The organism is Pseudomonas azerbaijanoccidentalis (genome assembly GCF_019145495.1).
GTDB classification, from domain to species: Bacteria; Pseudomonadota; Gammaproteobacteria; order Pseudomonadales; family Pseudomonadaceae; genus Aquipseudomonas; species Aquipseudomonas azerbaijanoccidentalis.
Genome location: NZ_JAHSTU010000007.1, coordinates 104,688 through 124,075, shown reverse-complemented (window position 1 = coordinate 124,075; position 19,388 = coordinate 104,688). Strand labels below are relative to the sequence as shown.

Annotated in this window: 19 protein-coding genes; 15 read left to right on the top strand and 4 right to left on the bottom strand. The window is 59.9% G+C overall.

What is annotated here, in order from left to right; genetic code table 11:
• The first annotated feature begins 144 nt into the window (after positions 1–144).
• The 7 genes from KVG88_RS21820 to KVG88_RS21790 all read left to right on the top strand — a co-directional run bounded on the left by KVG88_RS21820 (position 145) and on the right by KVG88_RS21790 (position 8,403).
• Complete coding sequence (locus KVG88_RS21820) at positions 145–1,404, top strand: D-mannose isomerase (protein ID WP_217872737.1); 1,260 nt, start codon at positions 145–147, stop codon at positions 1,402–1,404.
• A gap of 117 nt (positions 1,405–1,521) precedes the next feature.
• Positions 1,522–2,814: an ABC transporter substrate-binding protein gene (locus KVG88_RS21815; RefSeq protein WP_150703072.1), complete on the top strand. Its 1,293-nt coding sequence runs from the start codon at positions 1,522–1,524 to the stop codon at positions 2,812–2,814.
• A 144-nt stretch (positions 2,815–2,958) separates the two neighbouring features.
• The gene (locus tag KVG88_RS21810; protein WP_150703073.1) at positions 2,959–3,867 is read left to right on the top strand and encodes a carbohydrate ABC transporter permease; all 909 of its coding nucleotides are present in this window, start codon (positions 2,959–2,961) and stop codon (positions 3,865–3,867) included.
• A complete protein-coding gene (locus KVG88_RS21805; RefSeq protein ID WP_150703074.1) occupies positions 3,860–4,705 on the top strand; it encodes a carbohydrate ABC transporter permease in 846 nt (281 codons plus the stop codon). Before KVG88_RS21810 ends, KVG88_RS21805 begins: the two co-directional genes overlap by 8 nt.
• A gap of 2 nt (positions 4,706–4,707) precedes the next feature.
• Entirely contained in the window at positions 4,708–5,868 is a 1,161-nt protein-coding gene (locus KVG88_RS21800; protein ID WP_150703075.1) for an ABC transporter ATP-binding protein, read from the top strand.
• 220 nt (positions 5,869–6,088) lie between these two features.
• A complete protein-coding gene (locus tag KVG88_RS21795) occupies positions 6,089–7,435 on the top strand; it encodes a carbohydrate porin (RefSeq protein ID WP_217872736.1) in 1,347 nt (448 codons plus the stop codon).
• 113 nt (positions 7,436–7,548) lie between these two features.
• Entirely contained in the window at positions 7,549–8,403 is an 855-nt protein-coding gene (locus KVG88_RS21790; protein WP_217872735.1) for a D-hexose-6-phosphate mutarotase, read from the top strand.
• A 108-nt stretch (positions 8,404–8,511) separates the two neighbouring features.
• Here the strand turns inward: KVG88_RS21790 and KVG88_RS21785 are convergent, their stop codons facing one another.
• Entirely contained in the window at positions 8,512–9,372 is an 861-nt protein-coding gene (locus tag KVG88_RS21785) for a MurR/RpiR family transcriptional regulator (protein ID WP_173668879.1), read from the bottom strand.
• Between the two features lie 228 nt (positions 9,373–9,600).
• Between KVG88_RS21785 and zwf the strand changes: the two genes are divergently transcribed.
• The 4 genes from zwf (at position 9,601) to KVG88_RS21765 (ending at position 13,490) form a co-directional block, all read left to right on the top strand.
• A complete protein-coding gene (gene zwf, locus KVG88_RS21780) occupies positions 9,601–11,070 on the top strand; it encodes a glucose-6-phosphate dehydrogenase (RefSeq protein WP_150703078.1) in 1,470 nt (489 codons plus the stop codon).
• Complete coding sequence (gene pgl, locus KVG88_RS21775; protein ID WP_217872734.1) at positions 11,057–11,770, top strand: 6-phosphogluconolactonase; 714 nt, start codon at positions 11,057–11,059, stop codon at positions 11,768–11,770. Before zwf ends, pgl begins: the two co-directional genes overlap by 14 nt.
• A 17-nt stretch (positions 11,771–11,787) precedes the next feature.
• A complete protein-coding gene (locus KVG88_RS21770; protein WP_034150098.1) occupies positions 11,788–12,453 on the top strand; it encodes a bifunctional 4-hydroxy-2-oxoglutarate aldolase/2-dehydro-3-deoxy-phosphogluconate aldolase in 666 nt (221 codons plus the stop codon).
• Positions 12,454–12,773: 320 nt separating this feature from the next.
• Positions 12,774–13,490 (top strand): intradiol ring-cleavage dioxygenase, encoded by a 717-nt coding sequence (locus tag KVG88_RS21765; RefSeq protein ID WP_217872733.1) that lies wholly within the window; start codon positions 12,774–12,776, stop codon positions 13,488–13,490.
• Between the two features lie 2 nt (positions 13,491–13,492).
• On the opposite strand, the gene KVG88_RS21760 is transcribed toward KVG88_RS21765, so the two are convergent.
• Complete coding sequence (locus KVG88_RS21760) at positions 13,493–14,674, bottom strand: aminotransferase class V-fold PLP-dependent enzyme (RefSeq protein WP_217872732.1); 1,182 nt, start codon at positions 14,672–14,674, stop codon at positions 13,493–13,495.
• A 31-nt stretch (positions 14,675–14,705) separates the two neighbouring features.
• Positions 14,706–14,942: a DUF3820 family protein gene (locus KVG88_RS21755; protein WP_003213031.1), complete on the bottom strand. Its 237-nt coding sequence runs from the start codon at positions 14,940–14,942 to the stop codon at positions 14,706–14,708.
• Positions 14,943–15,148: 206 nt separating this feature from the next.
• Between KVG88_RS21755 and KVG88_RS21750 the strand changes: the two genes are divergently transcribed.
• The 4 genes from KVG88_RS21750 to KVG88_RS21735 all read left to right on the top strand — a co-directional run bounded on the left by KVG88_RS21750 (position 15,149) and on the right by KVG88_RS21735 (position 18,826).
• The gene (locus KVG88_RS21750; RefSeq protein ID WP_150703082.1) at positions 15,149–15,616 is read left to right on the top strand and encodes a ferritin-like domain-containing protein; all 468 of its coding nucleotides are present in this window, start codon (positions 15,149–15,151) and stop codon (positions 15,614–15,616) included.
• 157 nt (positions 15,617–15,773) lie between these two features.
• Positions 15,774–17,762 (top strand): FUSC family protein, encoded by a 1,989-nt coding sequence (locus KVG88_RS21745; protein WP_217872731.1) that lies wholly within the window; start codon positions 15,774–15,776, stop codon positions 17,760–17,762.
• Entirely contained in the window at positions 17,749–17,955 is a 207-nt protein-coding gene (locus KVG88_RS21740) for a DUF1656 domain-containing protein (RefSeq protein WP_056852614.1), read from the top strand. The genes KVG88_RS21745 and KVG88_RS21740 overlap by 14 nt, the downstream gene beginning before the upstream one ends.
• Positions 17,956–17,965: 10 nt before the next feature.
• A complete protein-coding gene (locus KVG88_RS21735) occupies positions 17,966–18,826 on the top strand; it encodes an efflux RND transporter periplasmic adaptor subunit (RefSeq protein ID WP_150703084.1) in 861 nt (286 codons plus the stop codon).
• A 77-nt stretch (positions 18,827–18,903) separates the two neighbouring features.
• Here the strand turns inward: KVG88_RS21735 and KVG88_RS21730 are convergent, their stop codons facing one another.
• Entirely contained in the window at positions 18,904–19,374 is a 471-nt protein-coding gene (locus KVG88_RS21730; protein WP_056852612.1) for a MaoC family dehydratase, read from the bottom strand.
• Positions 19,375–19,388 lie beyond the last annotated feature (14 nt).

Here is a 19,388-nt window from a genome sequence, read left to right as displayed (position 1 = left end):
GTAGGAGCTGCCGAAGGCTGCGATCTTTTGATCCTGCGCTGCAAATGTCACAACCCGGTGACAAAACCCGCCCCCTTCGTTACAAGCCCGCCACCGCCTGTTGTTTATGCTGCCCCTCAGTCATAACAACAAAAAAGGTCTCCCATGCACACCTTCCAACCTGCCTTCAGCAGTTGGCTGAACGCACCTGCACACCAGCAATGGCTCGCCGCCGAAGGCTTGCGGATGCTGGCGTTCGCCAAGGCGTCGAAGCTGCCTGAAGGCTTCGGTAATCTCGATGAGCGCGGCCATCTGCCGGCCGACGCGCAAGCTGAAACCATGAACACCGCGCGCATGACCCACAGCTTCGCCATGGCCCATATTCAAGGCCTGCCGGGATTTGCCGAGTTGGTCGATCATGGCGTCGAAGCCCTGCGCGGGCCGCTGCGCGATGCGGTGCACGGGGGCTGGTTTGCAGTGGCCGGACACCGCGACGGCAACACCGGCAAGAACGCCTACCTGCATGCCTTTGTCGCGCTGGCCGCGAGTTCCGCGGTGGTGGCGCAACGTCCCGGCGCACAGGCGTTGCTCGATGATGCCATCGACATTATCGACACCTACTTCTGGAGCGAAGAAGAGGGCGCGATGCGCGAGTCCTTCAATCGCGACTGGAGCACCGAGGAAGCCTATCGTGGCGCCAACAGCAACATGCACGCCACCGAAGCCTTTCTCGCCCTGGCCGATGTCACCGACGACAACCGCTGGCTGTGCCGTGCGCAGCGTATTGTCGAACGTGTGATCCACGGCCATGCCGCCGCCAATGACTACTTGGTGGTCGAGCATTTTGACCGCGACTGGCAACCGCTGCGCGAGTACAACCACGACAACCCGGCCGACGGTTTCCGTCCTTACGGCACCACGCCCGGCCACGGTTTTGAATGGGCACGGCTGCTGTTGCATCTGGAGGCGGGGCGGGTTCAGGCCGGCATGCTCACGCCCGGATGGCTGGCCACCGATGCGCAAAAACTGTTCGAACAAAACTGTCGCCACGGCTGGGACGTCGACGGTGCGCCGGGCATTGTCTATACGCTGGACTGGAACAACAAAGCGGTCGTGCGCCATCGTTTGCACTGGACCCATTGCGAAGCCAGTGCCGCCGCCAGTGCGTTACTGCAGCGCACCGGTGATGAGCAGTATGAGCGCTGGTACCGACTATTCTGGGAATTTTGTGACAGTCATTTCATCGACCGCTGCAATGGCAGCTGGCATCACGAACTCGATCCGCTAAACCGCCCAAGTGCCGACATCTGGGCCGGTAAACCGGACCTTTATCATGCCTGGCAAGCCTTGTTGATCCCGCGTCTGCCGCTGGCGCCGAGTATGGCCAGTGCGCTGGCAAGGGTGTCCCAGAGCGGTTCTATGTAACCATGCGGTGACATTCGCGCGTCCCTTCGTTACCTGCGAAGGGGCATCCCCTGTTTAAAATCCTATGCAGCGCAAGCACCAGACTTGCATGCATAACAACAAGAAAGGTACTCCTAGATGAATGCGATTTCTCGCCTCGCTACTGTCATTTCTCTCGCTTCCCTGTCTGCGCTCCCCCTCAGTGTCCTGGCCGCCGAATCCAAAGGTTCCGTGGAAGTCGTGCATTGGTGGACGTCGGGTGGTGAGAAAGCGGCGGTTGATGTCCTGAAGGCTCAAGTCGAAAAAGACGGCTTCACCTGGAAGGACGGCGCAGTCGCCGGTGGTGGTGGCGCAACGGCCATGACCGTGCTGAAAAGCCGTGCCGTAGCGGGTAACCCGCCTGGCGTGGCACAGATCAAAGGCCCGGATATTCAAGAGTGGGCGTCGACCGGTCTGCTCGACACCGACGTCCTGAAGGACGTGGCCAAATCGGAGAAGTGGGACAGCCTGCTCGACAAGAAAGTCTCCGATACCGTTAAGTACGAAGGCGATTACGTGGCCGTGCCGGTGAACATTCACCGCGTCAACTGGCTGTGGATCAACCCGGAAGTCTTCAAGAAAGCCGGGATCGAAAAAGCGCCAACCACCCTCGAAGAATTCTACGCCGCCGGTGACAAACTCAAGGCTGCGGGTTTCATTCCGCTCGCCCACGGTGGCCAGCCTTGGCAGGACAGCACCGTCTTCGAAGCCGTGGTGCTTTCGGTGATGGGTGTTGATGGCTACAAGAAAGCCCTGGTCGATCTCGACAACAAAGCGCTGACCGGCCCGGAAATGGTCAAGGCGCTGACCGAGCTGAAGAAAGTCGCGACCTACATGGACGCCGATGGCAAAGGCCAGGACTGGAACCTGGAAGCGGCCAAGGTCATCAACGGCAAGGCCGGCATGCAGATCATGGGTGACTGGGCCAAGTCTGAATGGACCGCCGCCAAAAAAGTCGCCGGCAAGGACTACCAGTGCGTAGCGTTCCCGGGCACCGACAAGGCGTTCACCTACAACATCGACTCCCTGGCAGTGTTCAAGCAAAAAGATGCGGGCACGGCTGCCGGTCAGCAGGACATCGCCAAAGTCGTGCTGGGTGAGAACTTCCAGAAAGTCTTCAGCATCAACAAGGGCTCGATCCCGGTGCGTAACGACATGCTGGCGGACATGGAAAAATACGGTTTCGATTCCTGCGCCCAGACTGCCGCCAAGGACTTCCTGGCCGATGCCAAGTCCGGTGGCCTGCAGCCGAGCATGGCGCACAACATGGCGACCACGCTGGCGGTACAGGGCGCGTTCTTCGATGTGGTGACCAACTACATCAACGACCCGAAAGCCGACCCGGCTGATGCCGCCAAGAAACTCGGCGCGGCGGTCCAGTCGGCCAAGTAATGCTTGGCTCCTGCAGGAGCGAGCCTGCTCGCGATGGCGGACTGTCAGACACCTGATGTGTGGACTGACACAGCGCAATCGCCAGCAGGCTGGCTCCCACAGGGGACGCACTTGTAATCCTAATTCCCTATTCTGGATTTCCCCATGAGTTCTGTTGCTGTGTTCAGCAAGGCCTCGCCGTTCGATGCATTGCAACGCTGGCTTCCAAAACTGGTGCTGGCGCCGAGCATGTTCATCGTTCTGGTGGGCTTCTATGGCTACATCCTGTGGACGTTCGTTCTGTCGTTCACGACCTCGACATTCCTGCCGAACTACAAGTGGGCAGGCCTGGCGCAATACGCACGGTTGTTCGATAACGACCGCTGGTGGGTGGCGAGCAAGAACCTGGCGCTGTTCGGCGGCATGTTCATCGGCATCACGCTGGTCATCGGTGTGCTGCTGGCGGTGTTCCTCGACCAGCGTATCCGTCGCGAAGGCTTCATCCGCACCATTTACCTGTACCCGATGGCGCTCTCGATGATCGTCACCGGTACGGCCTGGAAATGGCTGCTCAACCCGGGCATGGGCCTGGACAAATTGTTGCGTGACTGGGGCTGGGAAGGCTTCCGTCTGGACTGGCTGATCGACCCGGACCGCGTGGTGTATTGCCTGGTGATTGCGGCGGTCTGGCAAGCCTCGGGCTTCATCATGGCGATGTTCCTCGCCGGTCTGCGCGGTGTGGACCAATCGATCATCCGTGCCGCACAGATCGATGGCGCGAGCATGCCGATGATCTACTGGAAAGTGGTGCTGCCAAGCCTGCGCCCGGTGTTCTTCAGTGCGGTGATGATTCTGGCGCACATCGCGATCAAGAGTTTTGACCTGGTGGCGGCGATGACAGCCGGTGGCCCGGGTTACTCCTCCGACCTGCCAGCGATGTTCATGTACTCCTTCACGTTCAGTCGCGGCCAGATGGGCATGGGCTCGGCCAGTGCGATTCTGATGCTCGGTGCGATTCTCGCAATCATCGTGCCCTACCTGTACTCCGAGCTGAGGACCAAGCGTCATGACTAGTCTCGCTGCCAAACCTTCCATCAGCCTGAGTCGCATCGCGATCTACGCGGTGCTGATCCTTGCCGTATTGCTTTACCTGATTCCGCTGGTAGTCATGCTGTTGACCAGCTTCAAGACCCCGGAAGACATCAGCACCGGTAACCTGCTGAGCTGGCCGACTGTGGTCAGCGGCATTGGCTGGGTCAAGGCCTGGGCCACGGTCAACGGTTACTTCTGGAACTCGATCAAGATCACCGTTCCGGCCGTGATCATCTCCACCGCGATCGGCGCGTTGAACGGCTATGTGCTGTCGATGTGGCGCTTCCGTGGTTCGCAGTTGTTCTTCGGCCTGCTGCTGTTCGGTTGCTTCCTGCCGTTCCAGACCGTGCTGCTGCCGGCGTCGTTCACCCTCGGCAAGATGGGTCTGGCGAGCACCACCACCGGGCTGGTGTTCGTGCATGTGGTTTACGGCCTGGCGTTCACCACGCTGTTCTTCCGCAACTACTACGTGAGCATTCCGGATGCATTGGTCAAGGCTGCGCGTCTCGACGGCGCAGGTTTCTTCACCATCTTCCGCCGCATCATTCTGCCGATGTCGACGCCGATCATCATGGTCTGCCTGATCTGGCAGTTCACCCAGATCTGGAACGACTTCCTGTTCGGCGTGGTGTTCTCCAGCGGTGATTCGCAACCGATCACGGTGGCGCTGAACAACCTGGTCAATACCAGCACCGGTGCCAAGGAATACAACGTTGATATGGCAGCGGCGATGATCGCCGGGCTGCCGACCCTGCTGGTCTATGTGGTCGCAGGCAAGTATTTCGTGCGCGGCCTGACGGCCGGCGCAGTCAAGGGGTAATCATGGCAACGCTCGAACTTCGCAATGTAAACAAGACCTATGGCGCCGGCCTGCCGGACACCCTGAAGAACATCGAACTGTCGATCAAGGACGGTGAGTTCCTGATCCTCGTCGGACCTTCGGGTTGCGGCAAGTCGACGCTGATGAACTGCATCGCCGGCCTTGAGACCATCACTGGCGGCGCGATCATGATCGGCGATCAGGACGTCAGCGGCATGAGCCCCAAGGATCGCGACATCGCCATGGTGTTCCAGTCCTACGCGCTGTACCCGACCATGAGCGTGCGCGAGAACATCGAGTTCGGTCTGAAAATCCGCAAGATGAGCCAGTCGGCGATCGACGAGGAAGTCGCTCGCGTGGCCAAGCTGTTGCAGATCGAACACCTGCTCAATCGCAAGCCTGGCCAACTCTCCGGCGGCCAGCAGCAACGCGTGGCGATGGGCCGTGCACTGGCGCGGCGGCCGAAGATTTATCTGTTCGACGAACCGCTGTCCAACCTCGACGCCAAGCTGCGGGTCGAGATGCGCACCGAAATGAAACTGATGCACCAGCGCCTTAAAACCACCACGGTCTACGTCACCCACGACCAGATCGAAGCCATGACCCTGGGCGACAAAGTGGCGGTGATGAAGGATGGGATCATCCAGCAGTTCGGCACGCCGAAAGACATCTACAACAACCCGGCCAACCTCTTCGTGGCGAGCTTCATCGGTTCGCCGCCGATGAACTTCATCCCCCTGCGCTTGCAGCGCAAGGACGGTCGTCTGGTCGCGCTGCTGGACAGCGGACAGGCGCGTTGCGAGCTGCCGATGAGCATGCAGGATGCCGGACTGGAAGATCGCGAGGTAATCCTCGGCCTGCGTCCTGAACAGATCGTGCTGGCGAACGGTGAGGGCAATGGCTTGCCGAGCATTCGTGCTGAAGTCCAGGTCACCGAACCGACCGGTCCCGACACGCTGGTGTTCGTCAACCTCAACGACACCAAGGTCTGCTGCCGCTTGGCACCGGACGTGGCGCCGGCCGTGGGCGAGACCCTGACCCTGCAATTCGATCCGGCAAAAGTGCTGCTGTTCGATGCCAATACCGGTGAGCGTCTGGGGGTTGCCGCGCTGCCGAAAACCGAAGCGCACGGTGCCAACGTCGCCCAATTCAAAGGGCGCTGAAGAACAAATGTGGGAATGGGGTTGTGTGGGAGCTGGCCTGCCAGCGATGCGGACAGTTCGGTTTAACGTCGAACCGAGGTGAGGCTATCGCCGGCAAGCCAGCTTCCACAACAACCCGATCCTGCTGGGGGATATGCGGTGAGCAGCCTGTTGCTCTCCGCGACTGATGTAACCGCGTTAGAAAAAGAAAAGTTAATAACAATAAAACGAGGATGTAGGGATGAAGAAGAACAACAACGCTCAGCTTATCTGCCAGTTATCAGCCGTCGCGGCAATGATGCTGGCCGGTAGTGTGCACGCGGCTGACGCGTTCAGCGCTGACTCGGAGTGGATGACCGGCGACTGGGGTGGCGAACGAACCAGGCTGATCGAGCAAGGCATCGACATCAAAATGGATTACGTCGGTGAAGTCGGCGGCAACCTCCATGGCGGTTTCAACGATGACAAGACTGCGCGCTACAGCGACCAGTTCGGCCTGGGGGCGGCGCTGGACCTGGAGAAGCTGTTTGGCTGGGATAACACCCAGGCCAAGATCCAGCTCACCAACCGTAACGGCGAAAACATTTCCAATGACCGCGTCGGCGACCCGCGTGCCGGCACGTTGAGCTCCTCGCAGGAAGTCTACGGCCGTGGCCACATGGTTCGTCTGACCCAGTTGTGGATCAAGCACCAGTTCTTCGACAACAAACTCGACGTCAAGGCCGGTTACTTCGGTGAGGGCGAAGACTTCAACACCTTCCCATGCGAATTCCAGAACCTGGCGTTCTGCGGTTCCCAGGTGGGTAACTGGGCGACCAACATCTGGTACAACTGGCCCGTCAGCCAGGCCGCAATCCGCGTGAAGTACAACATCTCGCCGGAGTGGTATGCGCAGATCGGTGCCTACAACCAGAACCCGTCGCAACTGGAACACGGCAACGGCTTCAAGCTCAGTGGCAGCGGTACAAAAGGCACCGTTCTGCCGGTCGAACTGGTGTGGCTGCCTAACCCGGGTAACCTGCCGGGCGAATACCGTGTCGGTTACTACAAAAGCACCGCCAGCGCCGATGACGTTCGCGAAGATGAAAACGGCGACGATGCGGCCACCAGCGGCAACGCTTATCGCAGCCACAGCAGCAAGCACGGCTACTGGTTCGTGGCGCAACAGCAACTCACCAGCCATAACGGCGATGCGACCCGTGGTCTGAACATTGCGGCGAACGCGACGTTCCACGACAAGGACACCAACGTCGTCGACAACTATCAGTCGTTGATGTTTGTGTACAAAGGTCCGTTTGATGCGCGTCCGAAAGATGACCTGGGCATCGGTTTCGCCCGCATCCATGTCAACGATGACGTGAAGAAAAACGCCGAGCTGACCAACGCTGCCAATGGGGTGAGCAACTACGAAGACCCGCTGTTCTCGCCACTGCGTGAGACCGAGTACAACTACGAGCTCAACTACGGTTTCCACGTTACCAACTGGCTGACCGTGCGTCCTAACCTGCAGTACATCACTCACCCAGGTGGTGTGGATGAAGTCGACAACGCGCTGGTGGCCGGTCTGAAAATTCAGTCGGTGTTCTAACGCGACTGCGATAAGCTCCTCTCTATGTGCGCATTTTGCGGACAGCCAAGGCTGTCCGCTTTTTTTTGAGGGGCTGCGCACCCCGCTGATCGTTGATTTCAGGACCGTGGCACATGCTTGAGCATCCGCTACAACGCTTCTTCAAATCCTTGCGCGAACGTCCGGTGTTTGCGTGGGAGCGCTATCAGAAGCGCGACGTGTTGGTGATTGATCATCCGCTGTGTCAGGCCGTGTTCAGTCGCCAGGGCGCGCAGTTGTTGCACTTTCAGCCCAAGGGGCAAAAACCCTGGTTGTGGTGTGCGGCGAAGTGGCCGCAGGTCGGAGCCATTCGGGGTGGTGTGCCGGTGTGCTGGCCGTGGTATGGCCGTCACCCGAGCGAGAACGCCTGGCCGTCCCATGGCTGGGCGCGGCTGCTCGACTGGAAGTTGATCGACAGCAGCAGCGACGATGATGGCGTGCGTCTGCACTGGCAACTTGAGCTGTGCGACTGGCAGGTGGACCTGCATGCGCACCTGGGTGAACGCATGGAATTGCGCCTGAGTACCGAGCATCAGGACGACATGCCGTGCCAGCTGAGCCAGGCTTTGCACGCTTACTGGCGTATTGGCGATGTCAGTGAGATAGCGCTGTCTGGGCTCGAAGGCGCGCAGGGTTATGACCAGTTGAACCGGCAAATTTGTCAGCAGGAAGGCGAGTTACGGGTGGACGGTGGTTGTCAGCGGGTGTTCCAGCATGACGGCGAATTGCAGCTCAACGATCATGCCTGGGATCGGGCGTTGTGCATCGATACCGGGGACACGGCGGACACCGTGGTGTGGCATCCGGGCTCACGGCCGTTGTTGGGGGTGAGCTGGAACGAGATATCCGAATTTGTTTGCGTGGAGGCCGCGAGCGGCGGCACTGACAGCTTGTGCCTGAAACCGGGTGAGCGGGCGCATTTGAGTTTGCAGGCGCGGGTGGGGGTGTGAAGAAGATCAAGAGATCGCAGCCTTCGGCAGCTCCTACAGAGAACGGCGCGTGTACACCTGTAGGAGCTGTCGAGTGAAACGAGGCTGCGATCTTTTACGCGAAGCGTCCTAATTAAATTCGTCACCCACCGGATACCGGCTCGCATTCAAGCTCTCTTTGATCTTGCGCAAATGCGGCTGGAAATCCACCCCGCGACGCAAGGTCATGCCCGTGGCGAGTACGTCGAGCACGGTCAGCTGGATGATTCGCGATGTCATCGGCATGTAGATGTCGGTGTCTTCCGGCAGCGGAATGTTCAGGCTCAATGTGCTGGCCTTGGCCAGTGGTGAGTTTTCCGCGGTCAAGCCGAGTACCGAAGCGCCGTTCTCCCGGGCAATGCGCGCCACCTCCACCAGTTCGCGGGTGCGGCCGGTGTAAGAGATGATGACGAACAATTCGCCGGTGTGCGCCACCGAAGCAATCATGCGCTGCATCAGCACATCGGCGTGGGCGGTCACGGCGAGGTTGAAACGGAAGAACTTGTGCTGCGCATCCAGTGCCACTGGCGCGGAGGCGCCGAGGCCGAAAAAGTGGATCTGCCGGGCCTGGATCAACAGGTCGACGGCGCGGCTGATCAGGTTGGGATCCAGCGCCTGCAAAGCGCTGTCGAGGGAGGCAATGGCGCTGCCGAAAATCTTCTTGGTATACGCTTCCGGGTTGTCGTCAGCTTCGACCGCTCGACTGACATAGGCGGCGCCGCTGGCCAGGCTCTGGGCCAACTGAAGCTTTAGCTCGGGATAGCCGCTGACACCGAACGAGCGGCAGAAACGATTGACCGTCGGCTCACTGACCGAAGCGGCCTGGGCGAGGGCGGCAATGCTGAAACGAGTGGCCTGCTGCGGGTTGAGCAGGATCACTTCGGCGACTTTGCGTTCGGCCTTGTTGAGCTCTTCAAGGCGACTCTGGATCTGTTCCAGTAAATTTCGCACGCGGTCCATATGAGTTTCCTTGATTCACCGGCGCTGATAAGCGCGCGGCTAATGCAAAAAGGGCCTTTGGTGAGGCCCGTAACGGTGGCCTATCCTACTGATGGCTCCGACCGACCACCACTCGGAATCTGTATTTTGCGAAAATGTTGTGGTTATTACTACATTTTCCCTTGAGTGATGCCTTGAAAAAAGGTATTTGTAGCTTAACTTGATAAAAGAACAAACATCATGCTCTCGATTACGGTTGAACCGTGCACCTTTGCCTTGTTCGGCGCCCTCGGCGATCTGGCCCTGCGAAAGTTGTTTCCTGCCCTTTATCAACTCGACGGCGCCGGCCTCTTGCACGAGGACACGCGGATCATCGCGCTGGCTCGTGAGCCTGGCAGCGAACAGGAGCACCTGGCGTTCATCGCCTCCGAGCTGCGCCGCTACGTCGGTGCCAAAGAGCTGGACGAAGCCGTGGTTGAGCGCTTTCTAACGCGCCTGACTTATCTGCACGTCGATTTCCTCAAATCAGAAGACTACGTCGCCCTGGCGGAGAGGGCCGGCAGCTCGCAGCGCGTCATTGCCTACTTTGCGACCCCGGCAGCCGTTTACGGCGCGATCTGCGAGAACCTGGCGAAAGTCGGCCTGGCGGAAAACACCCGCGTGGTGCTGGAAAAACCCATCGGTTCGGACCTGGAGTCTTCGCGCAAGGTCAACGACGCGGTGGCACAGTTCTTCCCGGAAAACCGCACCTACCGCATCGACCATTACCTGGGCAAAGAAACCGTCCAGAACCTGATCGCCCTGCGTTTCGCCAACAGCCTGTTCGAAACCCAGTGGAACCAGAATTACATTTCCCACGTGGAAATCACCGTGGCCGAGAAGGTTGGCATCGAAGGCCGTTGGGGTTACTTCGACAAGGCCGGCCAGCTGCGGGACATGATCCAGAATCACCTGCTGCAACTGCTCTGCCTGATCGCCATGGACCCACCGGCGGACCTGTCCGCCGACAGCATCCGCGACGAGAAAGTCAAAGTGCTCAAGGCCCTGGCGCCGATCAGCCCGGAAGGCCTGACCACCCAAGTGGTGCGTGGCCAGTACATCGCCGGTTACAGCGAAGGCAAACCGGTGCCGGGCTACCTGGAAGAGCCGAATTCCAACACCCAGAGCGACACCGAAACCTTCGTCGCCCTGCGTGCCGACATCCGCAACTGGCGCTGGGCCGGCGTGCCGTTCTACCTGCGTACCGGCAAGCGCATGCCGCAAAAACTGTCGCAGATCGTCATCCACTTCAAGGAACCGTCGCACTACATCTTCGCCCCCGAGCAGCGCCTGCAAATCAGCAACAAGCTGATTATCCGCCTGCAACCGGACGAAGGCATTTCCTTGCGTGTGATGACCAAAGACCAAGGCCTGGACAAAGGCATGCAGCTGCGCAGCGGTCCGTTGCAGCTGAATTTTTCCGACACCTGGAGCAGCGCACGGATTCCCGATGCCTACGAGCGGTTGTTGCTGGAAGTGATGCGCGGCAATCAGAACCTGTTTGTCCGTAAAGATGAAATCGAAGCCGCGTGGAAGTGGTGTGACCAGTTGATCGCCGGGTGGAAAAAATCCGGTGATGCGCCCAAGCCGTACGCGGCCGGGTCCTGGGGGCCGATGAGCTCCATTGCACTGATCACGCGGGATGGGAGGTCGTGGTATGGCGATATCTGATTTGAAACTGCCTCAGGGCGTCAGCGCCCGTGAGTTCAAGAGCCCGACGCTGTTGGCCGAGGGCCTGGCGTTGTCGGTGGCCAAGCAACTGAGCGATGCCATCGAAGCGCAAGGCACGGCGACCCTGGTGGTCTCCGGTGGCCGCAGCCCGGTGGCGTTTTTCCAGCACCTGGCCAAGCAGGCGCTGGATTGGTCGAACGTGGTCATCAGCCTGGCGGATGAACGCTGGGTGCCGGTTGAGCATGCCGACAGCAATGCCGGTTTGCTGAAAAAGTATCTGTTGCAAGGTCCGGCGGCCAAGGCGCAGTTCCTGAGCCTGTACAGCGCCAGTGCCAACCTGGAACAGGCGGCCGAGCAGGCTGACCGTTTGCTCTCCGAGTTGCCGGTGATCGACGTGCTGATACTGGGCATGGGCGATGACGGCCACACCGCCTCGCTGTTCCCCAACAGCCCGAACCTTGCCGAGGCATTGAAGGCCGATGGCGTTCGTCGCTGCTACCCGATGCTGGCGCCGACCGTGCCGCATCAACGCCTGACCATGAGTCGCGCGCTGCTGGCTTCGGCCAAACACAAGGTTCTATCGATTTCCGGTCAGTCCAAGCTGACCACCCTGAACACCGCACTGGCCGGTGACGATGTCGCCGCGCTACCGATTCGCGCGTTTTTGCAACCCACGTTAGAGATTTACTGGTGCCCATGAGCCAAGGAACAGCCGCTATGACAAACCCATCCCCGACCGTTTCCATGGCGGATAAAGTTGCCCTGATCGACAGCCTCTGCGCCAAGGCGCGGATCCTGCCGGTGATCACCATTGCCCGCGAGCAGGATGTTCTGCCGCTGGCCGATGCCCTCGCCGCCGGTGGCCTGACCGCCCTGGAAGTGACCCTGCGTTCGCAGTTCGGCCTCAAGGCCATCCAGATCCTGCGTGAACAGCGTCCGGAACTGATGACCGGTGCCGGCACCGTGCTCGACCGCAACATGCTGGCCGCGGCCGAAGCGGCGGGCTCGCAGTTCATCGTCACCCCGGGCATCACCCGTGACCTGCTGGAAGCCAGCGTCGCCAGTCCGATTCCGCTGTTGCCAGGCATCAGCAATGCCTCGGGCATCATGGAAGGCTATGGCCTGGGTTATCGCCGCTTCAAGCTGTTCCCGGCGGAAGTCAGCGGCGGCGTCGCGGCCATCAAGGCCCTGGGCGGTCCATTCGGCGAAGTGAAATTTTGCCCGACTGGCGGCGTGGGTCCAGCCAACATCAAGAGCTACATGGCATTGAAAAACGTCATGTGCGTGGGCGGTAGCTGGATGCTTGATCCGGAGTGGATCAAGAACGGCGACTGGGCCCGCATTCAGGAATGCACCGCCGAGGCATTGGCGCTGCTGGACTGATCGCTTCACCCGACACTTCGTTGTGTGTTCTACGGCTTTACGGTGCGCTTGGTCGGTGCACCGTTTTTTTTTGCCTGACGAAAACCCTTTCGACTGCCTCGACACAACCCTGTAGCAGCTGCCGAAGGCTGCGTTCGGCTGCGAAGCAGTCGTAAATTCGAGATTCGCGGTCTGTCAGCAGGAACCTGCATTCTGGATGGGCGACTGCTGCGCAGCCGAACGCAGGCTGCGCCAGCTGCTACAAATGCCGATACATAGTTCCCGCATCGCGAAAACCGGCCGGTGCTAGCCTGCGTTCATCTTATGGAAGAGAGAACGTCATGGACGCCAACATCTCAGCAACACCCGTTTGCCTGCTGTCCCCCGAACAGATCGCCGGCCCCTATTTTCGCAATCCGAAACTGATTCGCCGCAACATCAGCGAAAGCGCCGATGGCATTCCGTTGATCCTGCGCTTGAACATCGTCGATGCCATGACCGGCCAACCGGTCACCGATGCGCTGGTCGATATCTGGCACTGCAATGCACGGGGTGCCTATTCAGGCTGGAGCAAAATCAACCCGGACCAAGAGGTCGACGACGGCGACATCGGCTCGATTCCGCGAACCTATGACGACACGTACCTGCGGGGCGCACAGTTCACCGACAAAGCCGGGAACGTGCGCTTTACCACCATTTATCCGGGGTTCTACGCCGGCCGCACGCTGCACATCCATGTGGCCGTGCGGATCACCTCGGGCCACAACTATCTGGAAGAGCGGCATGTCGCCTGGGTCGGGCAGTTGTACTTTCCCGAAGTGGCGTCTCGTTCAGTGCTCGGCAGTCGGCAGTACAGCGGCCGTGCAGCGCAGCCACTGAACAACGAGCAGGATCACTTCTTCACCACCATGGGTGGCGAAGCCTCGACCCTGAATGTGCATACCCTCGGTCGAGATTCCAATGACGACGGTTTTTTCGGGCAGATGACCATTGGCATCGACACCTTTGCAGTGTCGACGCAGATCAAGCCGGAAGACTTCGATAAATACACGGTTTGACGTCAGCCCAGTTCCGTCAGTGCCGTGGCCAGCAGGTTGATGTCGGCCGCGGTGCTGGTCAGCCCCGGCGTAATGCGAATGCATGGACCAGTGGCCGCGCCGTTGCGCACCACGGTGAACAGGTTGTAGTTGCTGAGCAGTCGTTCGGCCATCGCCTGTTGGTCGGCGTGCGCGGTAAAGCGCATCGAGGTGATGCCGCAGTACAACCGCGGGTCGTCCGGGGTCATGACTTCGATGCCCGCATGCTCACGAACCGCTCGCACCCACAGGTTGCGCAGGTAATTGAGACGTGCGCCCTTGGCCGCCGAACCGCCCATGGCCCAATGCTCTTCGAGCACCAGCGGCAAGGTCAGCAATGCCGGGATGTTCGGTGTGCTGTAGGGCGTGCGGGCGCGAATGTCGGTGACCGGGAAATGCATCTCACCCATGTCCGGGTCGATGTCGGCCAGGCGCTCGGGGGCGATGTAAAGGAAGCCAAGGGTCAGCGGCGCACCGATCCACTTGTGCAGGTTGTACGCGGCGAAAGCGATGCCCAGCTCATCCAGATCAAACTCCAGCTGCCCCAACGCATGGGCGCCGTCGAGGATGACGTCGATGCCATGTTCTTTGGCGGCGGCGGCAATCGCTTGCACGGGCATCACCAGGCCGGTGCGGTGGGTGACGTGGGTCAGCGCCATCAACTTGAGTCGTGGATGGCGCGCAAACGCTTCGCGGTAGGTGGTCAGCAAACTGTCGAAACTGGCGGGGTGGACGTGGTCGATCTCGATCACTTCGACACCCCGTTGGTGCGCCAGCCAGCGCATGGCGCCCTTGACCGTGTCGTACTCCAGGTCGCAGATCAGCACTTGATCGCCCGGTTGCAGGCGGTTGTAGTTGCGGATCAACGATTGCAAACCGTCCGTCGCATTGGACGTGAGGGCGACACTCTCGGCGGGCACGCCGATCAGACCGGCCAGTTGCGCGCGGATCTTCAAGCTGTCGCCTTGTTCGAAGCGTTGGCGCACATACACCGAGTTGCTGCGGTTGATCAGCTCGATGTTGCGCTGATACTCCTCGACCACCGTGCGCGACATGCGTCCGAAGTAACCGTTCTCCAGATTGATCGGCCCCGGTTGCAGATCGTAGCGGTCGGCAAAGGTCTGCCAAAAGGCTTCATCACGGGCGCGGCGGGTGTTGTCGGGCATGGGCTTACTCGATCAGGGGAAGAGGAGTGGATCAGTGACGAGGGGCCGGTTTGCCATGTTTGGCGCGTAAGGGCTCCAGCAATTCCGACAAGCCGTTGTGATCGATTTCCTGCATCAGGGCCAGCAAGCCTCCGAGTTCGCCATGGGGAAAACCTTCCCGGGCGAACCAGTTCAGGTAGGGGCCGGGCAGGTCAGCAATGATCCGTCCCTTGTATTTGCCGAAGGGCATTTCTCGGGTGATCAGCAGTTCGAGCTTTTCAGGGTTCATCACTCAGTAGTCGTCTTGAATCATTGAGTCTGGAAAATACAGGCATTCTGCATGCAGGCCAATTGACAGATCATGCAAAAAAAACGGATACAGATTTCAACGATAAACCTAACTATTTGAAAAATAACAAATATTTTATGTTTGTCGGGCTGGCATGCGCCCTGCAACGACTAAGTCATCTTTCATCCACCGTAAGGAATTGAAAAATGACCGACATGAATAAAGAAGCGATCTCTGTACTCAACGACCTGATTGAAACCAGCAAGGACGGTCAGGAAGGGTTCAAGACTTGCGCTGAAGACATCAAGCACCCTGAACTCAAAACCCTGTTTGTGCAGCGTTCGGCTGATTGCGCCAGTGCCGCTGCGGAACTCCAGGCAGCTGTGCGTTCGATGGGTGGCGACCCGGAAACTTCCACCAGCGTCAGCGGTGATTTGCACCGTCGTTGGGTCGATGTGAAGTCGATGTTCACCGGCAAAGACGAAGAGGCTGTGCTCAATGAAGCCGAGCGTGGTGAAGACCATGCGCTGAAGGCCTATCGCGACGCGATGGAAAAAATCAATAAGCACAACCTGGTCGGCATCCGAGACATCGTCGAGCGTCAGTACCATGGCGTGCAACGCAATCACGATCAGGTGAAAGCCCTGCGCAATCAGGCGCGCGCACGCTCTTAAGCCTGCGTTAGCTGTCAAAAACGCCAGCCAGTCTGGCGTTTTTTTGTGCACGGAATTTAACGCTGGACGGGATATAGATAGCTAGCTAATAATTTGTTTTTTCAAGTGTTCGGCCGAAGCCGACTATCGTTAAATCGTCCTTTCAAGAGTGCATGTCGTGCCTATCACTTTCCGGGCGTTGTTCGCGCCTGACCGCCAAGCCTTGCAGTTTGCGATCAAGACCTTGATCGGCGGCGGCGTGGCACTGTGGCTGGCGCTGCGCTGGGGGCTGGAGCAACCGGCCTGGGCCTTGATGACGGCATTCATCGTCGCGCAACCGCTGTCCGGAATGGTCATGCAAAAAGGTCTGGCGCGGCTTTGCGGGACCCTGGTCGGGACGATCATGTCGGTTGTATTCATGGGGTTGTTCGCCCAGACACCCTGGCTGTTTTTGCTGGCGTTGGCGTTGTGGCTCGGGCTGTGTACGGCGAGTTCGACCTTGCTGCGCAGTGCCTGGTCTTATTCATTTGTGCTGGCTGGGTACACCGTTGCGATCATCGCGTTGCCTGCCATCAATCATCCGCTGACCGTGTTCGATCAGGCCGTGGCGCGCTGCACCGAAATCAGCCTGGGGATTATCTGCGCCACGGCCAGCAGTGCCTTGCTCTGGCCGATGCGCGTTGAACGACAACTGTCGGATCAGGCCCGTGCGGCCTGGCAAAGTGGCATGAATGCCGCGCGGGCCACACTGGCCGGAGATGGTCAGGCGCGAAAAGGTTTGCTGGAAATTCTCGGACGAATCGTCGCCGTGGACGCGCAGCGCGAACATGCCTGGTTCGAAGGGCCACTGGGGCGGCATCGGGCACGCGCCATCAGCGGATTGAGCCAGAAGTTGTTGATGCTGCTGCGTATCGCCCGTTCCGTGCGCCGGCAGTGGAAGCAACTGGAGCCGCAGGAGTCGGCGCATTTGTTGCCGTGGATGAACGAGGTCCAGGAAGCGCTGAAAGGCGCTGATCCCGCCACGCTGCAAGCTTTGCGTCCGCGCTTGCTCGACGCATCCCATGACCCGCAGATCAGCTCGGCGCAAAGTTATTGCCTGGTGCGTTTCACGTTGCTGATGGACACGGCCATGGCGGCGACTGCGGCGCTGAGCGCGGTGGAAGAGGGCAGTGAAACGGTTGCACCGCCCAGAACCCTGACGCCTCATCGCGACCTGTCGCTGGCCCTGGTATTCGGTGCCCGGAGTGCGCTGGCCTTTCTGGTAGTGGCGTGTTTTTGGCTGGCAACGGCGTGGCCTGCGGCGGCGGGTGCAATGCTGTTGACCTGCGTGGTGTGCAGCCTGTTTGCCAGCCGTGAGAATGGCGCGCAAATCGGCATGAGTTTTATGCGCGGTATTTTCCTCGCCCTCCCGGCGGCGTTCTTCGTCGGGCAGATTCTGCTGCCGCAATGGAGCAGCTTCGCCATGCTTTGCCTGGGCATGGGCGTGCCGTTGTTTTTCGGCGCGCTGGGCATGGCCAAGCCGCAAACTGGCGCTACGGCCACATCGTTTTGCCTGCATTTCATTGTGCTGGTGGCGCCGCTCAATCAGATGAAGTTCGACGTTGCGACATTCTTCAACAGCGCCCAGGCCATGGTCATCGGTGTCGGCGCGGCGGTGCTCGCGTTTCATCTGTTGATCCTGCGCAACCCGGCGTGGCATGGCCGTCGATTGCTCGCGGCAACCCTCGACGATTTGGTGCGCCTGACCCGGCGCAATCTGTCCGGTGCCGAAAGCTGGTTCGGCGGGCGCATGGCCGACCGCTTGCTGCAATTGGCACGGCACTATCCAGAGCTGCCGGAGCCGGCGCGCAGTCGCTGGGATGATGGCTTGCTCGGGCTGGATATCGGCGATGAATTGCTGCACCTGCGTATGAGTCTGGCGGTGGCGCAGGTGCCGGTTTCGGCAGCGCAACAGCGTTACCTCGAACAACTGGAAAGTGTCCTCAAACAAGGCCCGGCCGGCGGTCGGGGCGAGGCGCTGGCCGAGGCAAGCGAGGGCTTGCTGCATACCCTCTACGCCTTGCCCCCTAGCGATCCGGTGAAATTGGCCCAGGGCGCCGTACTGCAATTGCAAAACAGCTGGCGTGCCTGGTGCCGGCAACAGGAGGCAAACCATGGGCTTGCGTGAATGGGCGGTGGGCGGCGTGCTGCTCAGCCCGTTTCTGATTTATGTGTTGTTGGCGCTGCTGGTGACCGGTGCGTTGCGCCTGTTGCTGCGGCTGACGCCAATTGGCCGGTGGGTCTGGCACGAAGCATTGTTTGATTGTGCCCTGTACGTCTGTGTATTGACCGTGATCACCGTCGTCCTCGGACCTTTATAAGGAGTTGAATATGCGTACCCCCGTACGTGTTGCGGTAACCCTGTGCCTGGTGGCGGTGGCGATTTTTGCCGGCGTGCATTTGTGGCAGTACTACATGCTCACCCCATGGACTCGCGATGCGCGCATTCGCGCTGACGTGGTAGTGATCGCGCCGGATGTGTCGGGCTGGGTGCGCGAGCTCAAGGCTTACGACAACCAAGAGGTGAAGGCGGGGGATTTGCTGTTGAGCATCGACCGCGACCGTTTCGAAGCCGCACTGGAAAAAGCCCAGGCCGTGGTGCAGACCCGTCAACAACAACTGAGCCTGCGCGAGCGCGAAGCCAGCCGTCGTGCCAGCCTCGGGCCGCAAGCGATCAGTGCCGAGCTGCGTGAAAACGCACAAATCAATGCTGGCATTGCCCGTGGTGAATTGCGTGAGGCACAGGCCGAGGCAAAAGCCGCGGAGATCAACCTGGCGCGCAGCCAGATTCATGCGCCCCGTAACGGTCACATCACCAACCTGCGCCTGGCGCAGGGCAATTACGTGAACGCTGGCCAGTCAGTGATGGCGTTGATCGACGATTCGACCTTCTACGTTCAGGCCTACTTCGAAGAAACCAAACTGCCGCGGATTCACGTCGGCGATCCGGTGAAAGTCTGGTTGATGAGCGCCGGGGAAGCCCTGCAGGGCCATGTCGAAAGCATCAGTCGGGGGATCACCGATCGCAACACCACCCCCGATGGCCAGTTACTGGCGGAAGTGGAGCCGACCTTTAACTGGGTGCGCCTGGCGCAGCGGATTCCGGTGCGGATCAAACTGGACAAGGTGCCCGAAGGGCTGAACTTGAGTGCGGGGATGACGGCGAGCGTGCAGGTGCAGGAAGCGCCTTGAGCGTAAAAGATCGCAGCCTGCGGCAGCTCCTACAGGTGCATGCGTAGGAGCTTCCGCAGGCTGCGATCGTCTAGAAATCAGCCAATGCTGATGGGAGGCAACTCGGTCAGCGTCACGCTCTGCTGCTTGCGGGGCGCGAGGATCTCCGCCTCGCCATCGACCACCAGTTCATCGCGCTGATTGAACACGCGGGTGGCAATGCGCACGCGGAATTTCGGCAGTTTTTCGAGGATCTCCAGACGCACCGTCAGGGTGTCACCAATTTTCACCGGCTTCTGAAAGCTCATTTGCTGACCGATGTAGATAGTGCCCGGCCCAGGCAGCTCGCAGGCGACGGCGGCGCTGATCAGTGCACCGCTGAACATGCCGTGGGCGATGCGTTCCTTGAACATGGTGCTGGCAGCGTATTCGGCGTCCAGGTGCACCGGGTTGTGGTCGCCCGACATCGCGGCGAACAACTGAATGTCGCGCTCTTCGACCGTCTTGCTGAAGCTGGCGGTCTGGCCGACTTCGAGGGCTTCGTAAGGGGTGTTGGTAACCTGGGTCATCTGTCTCAATTCCT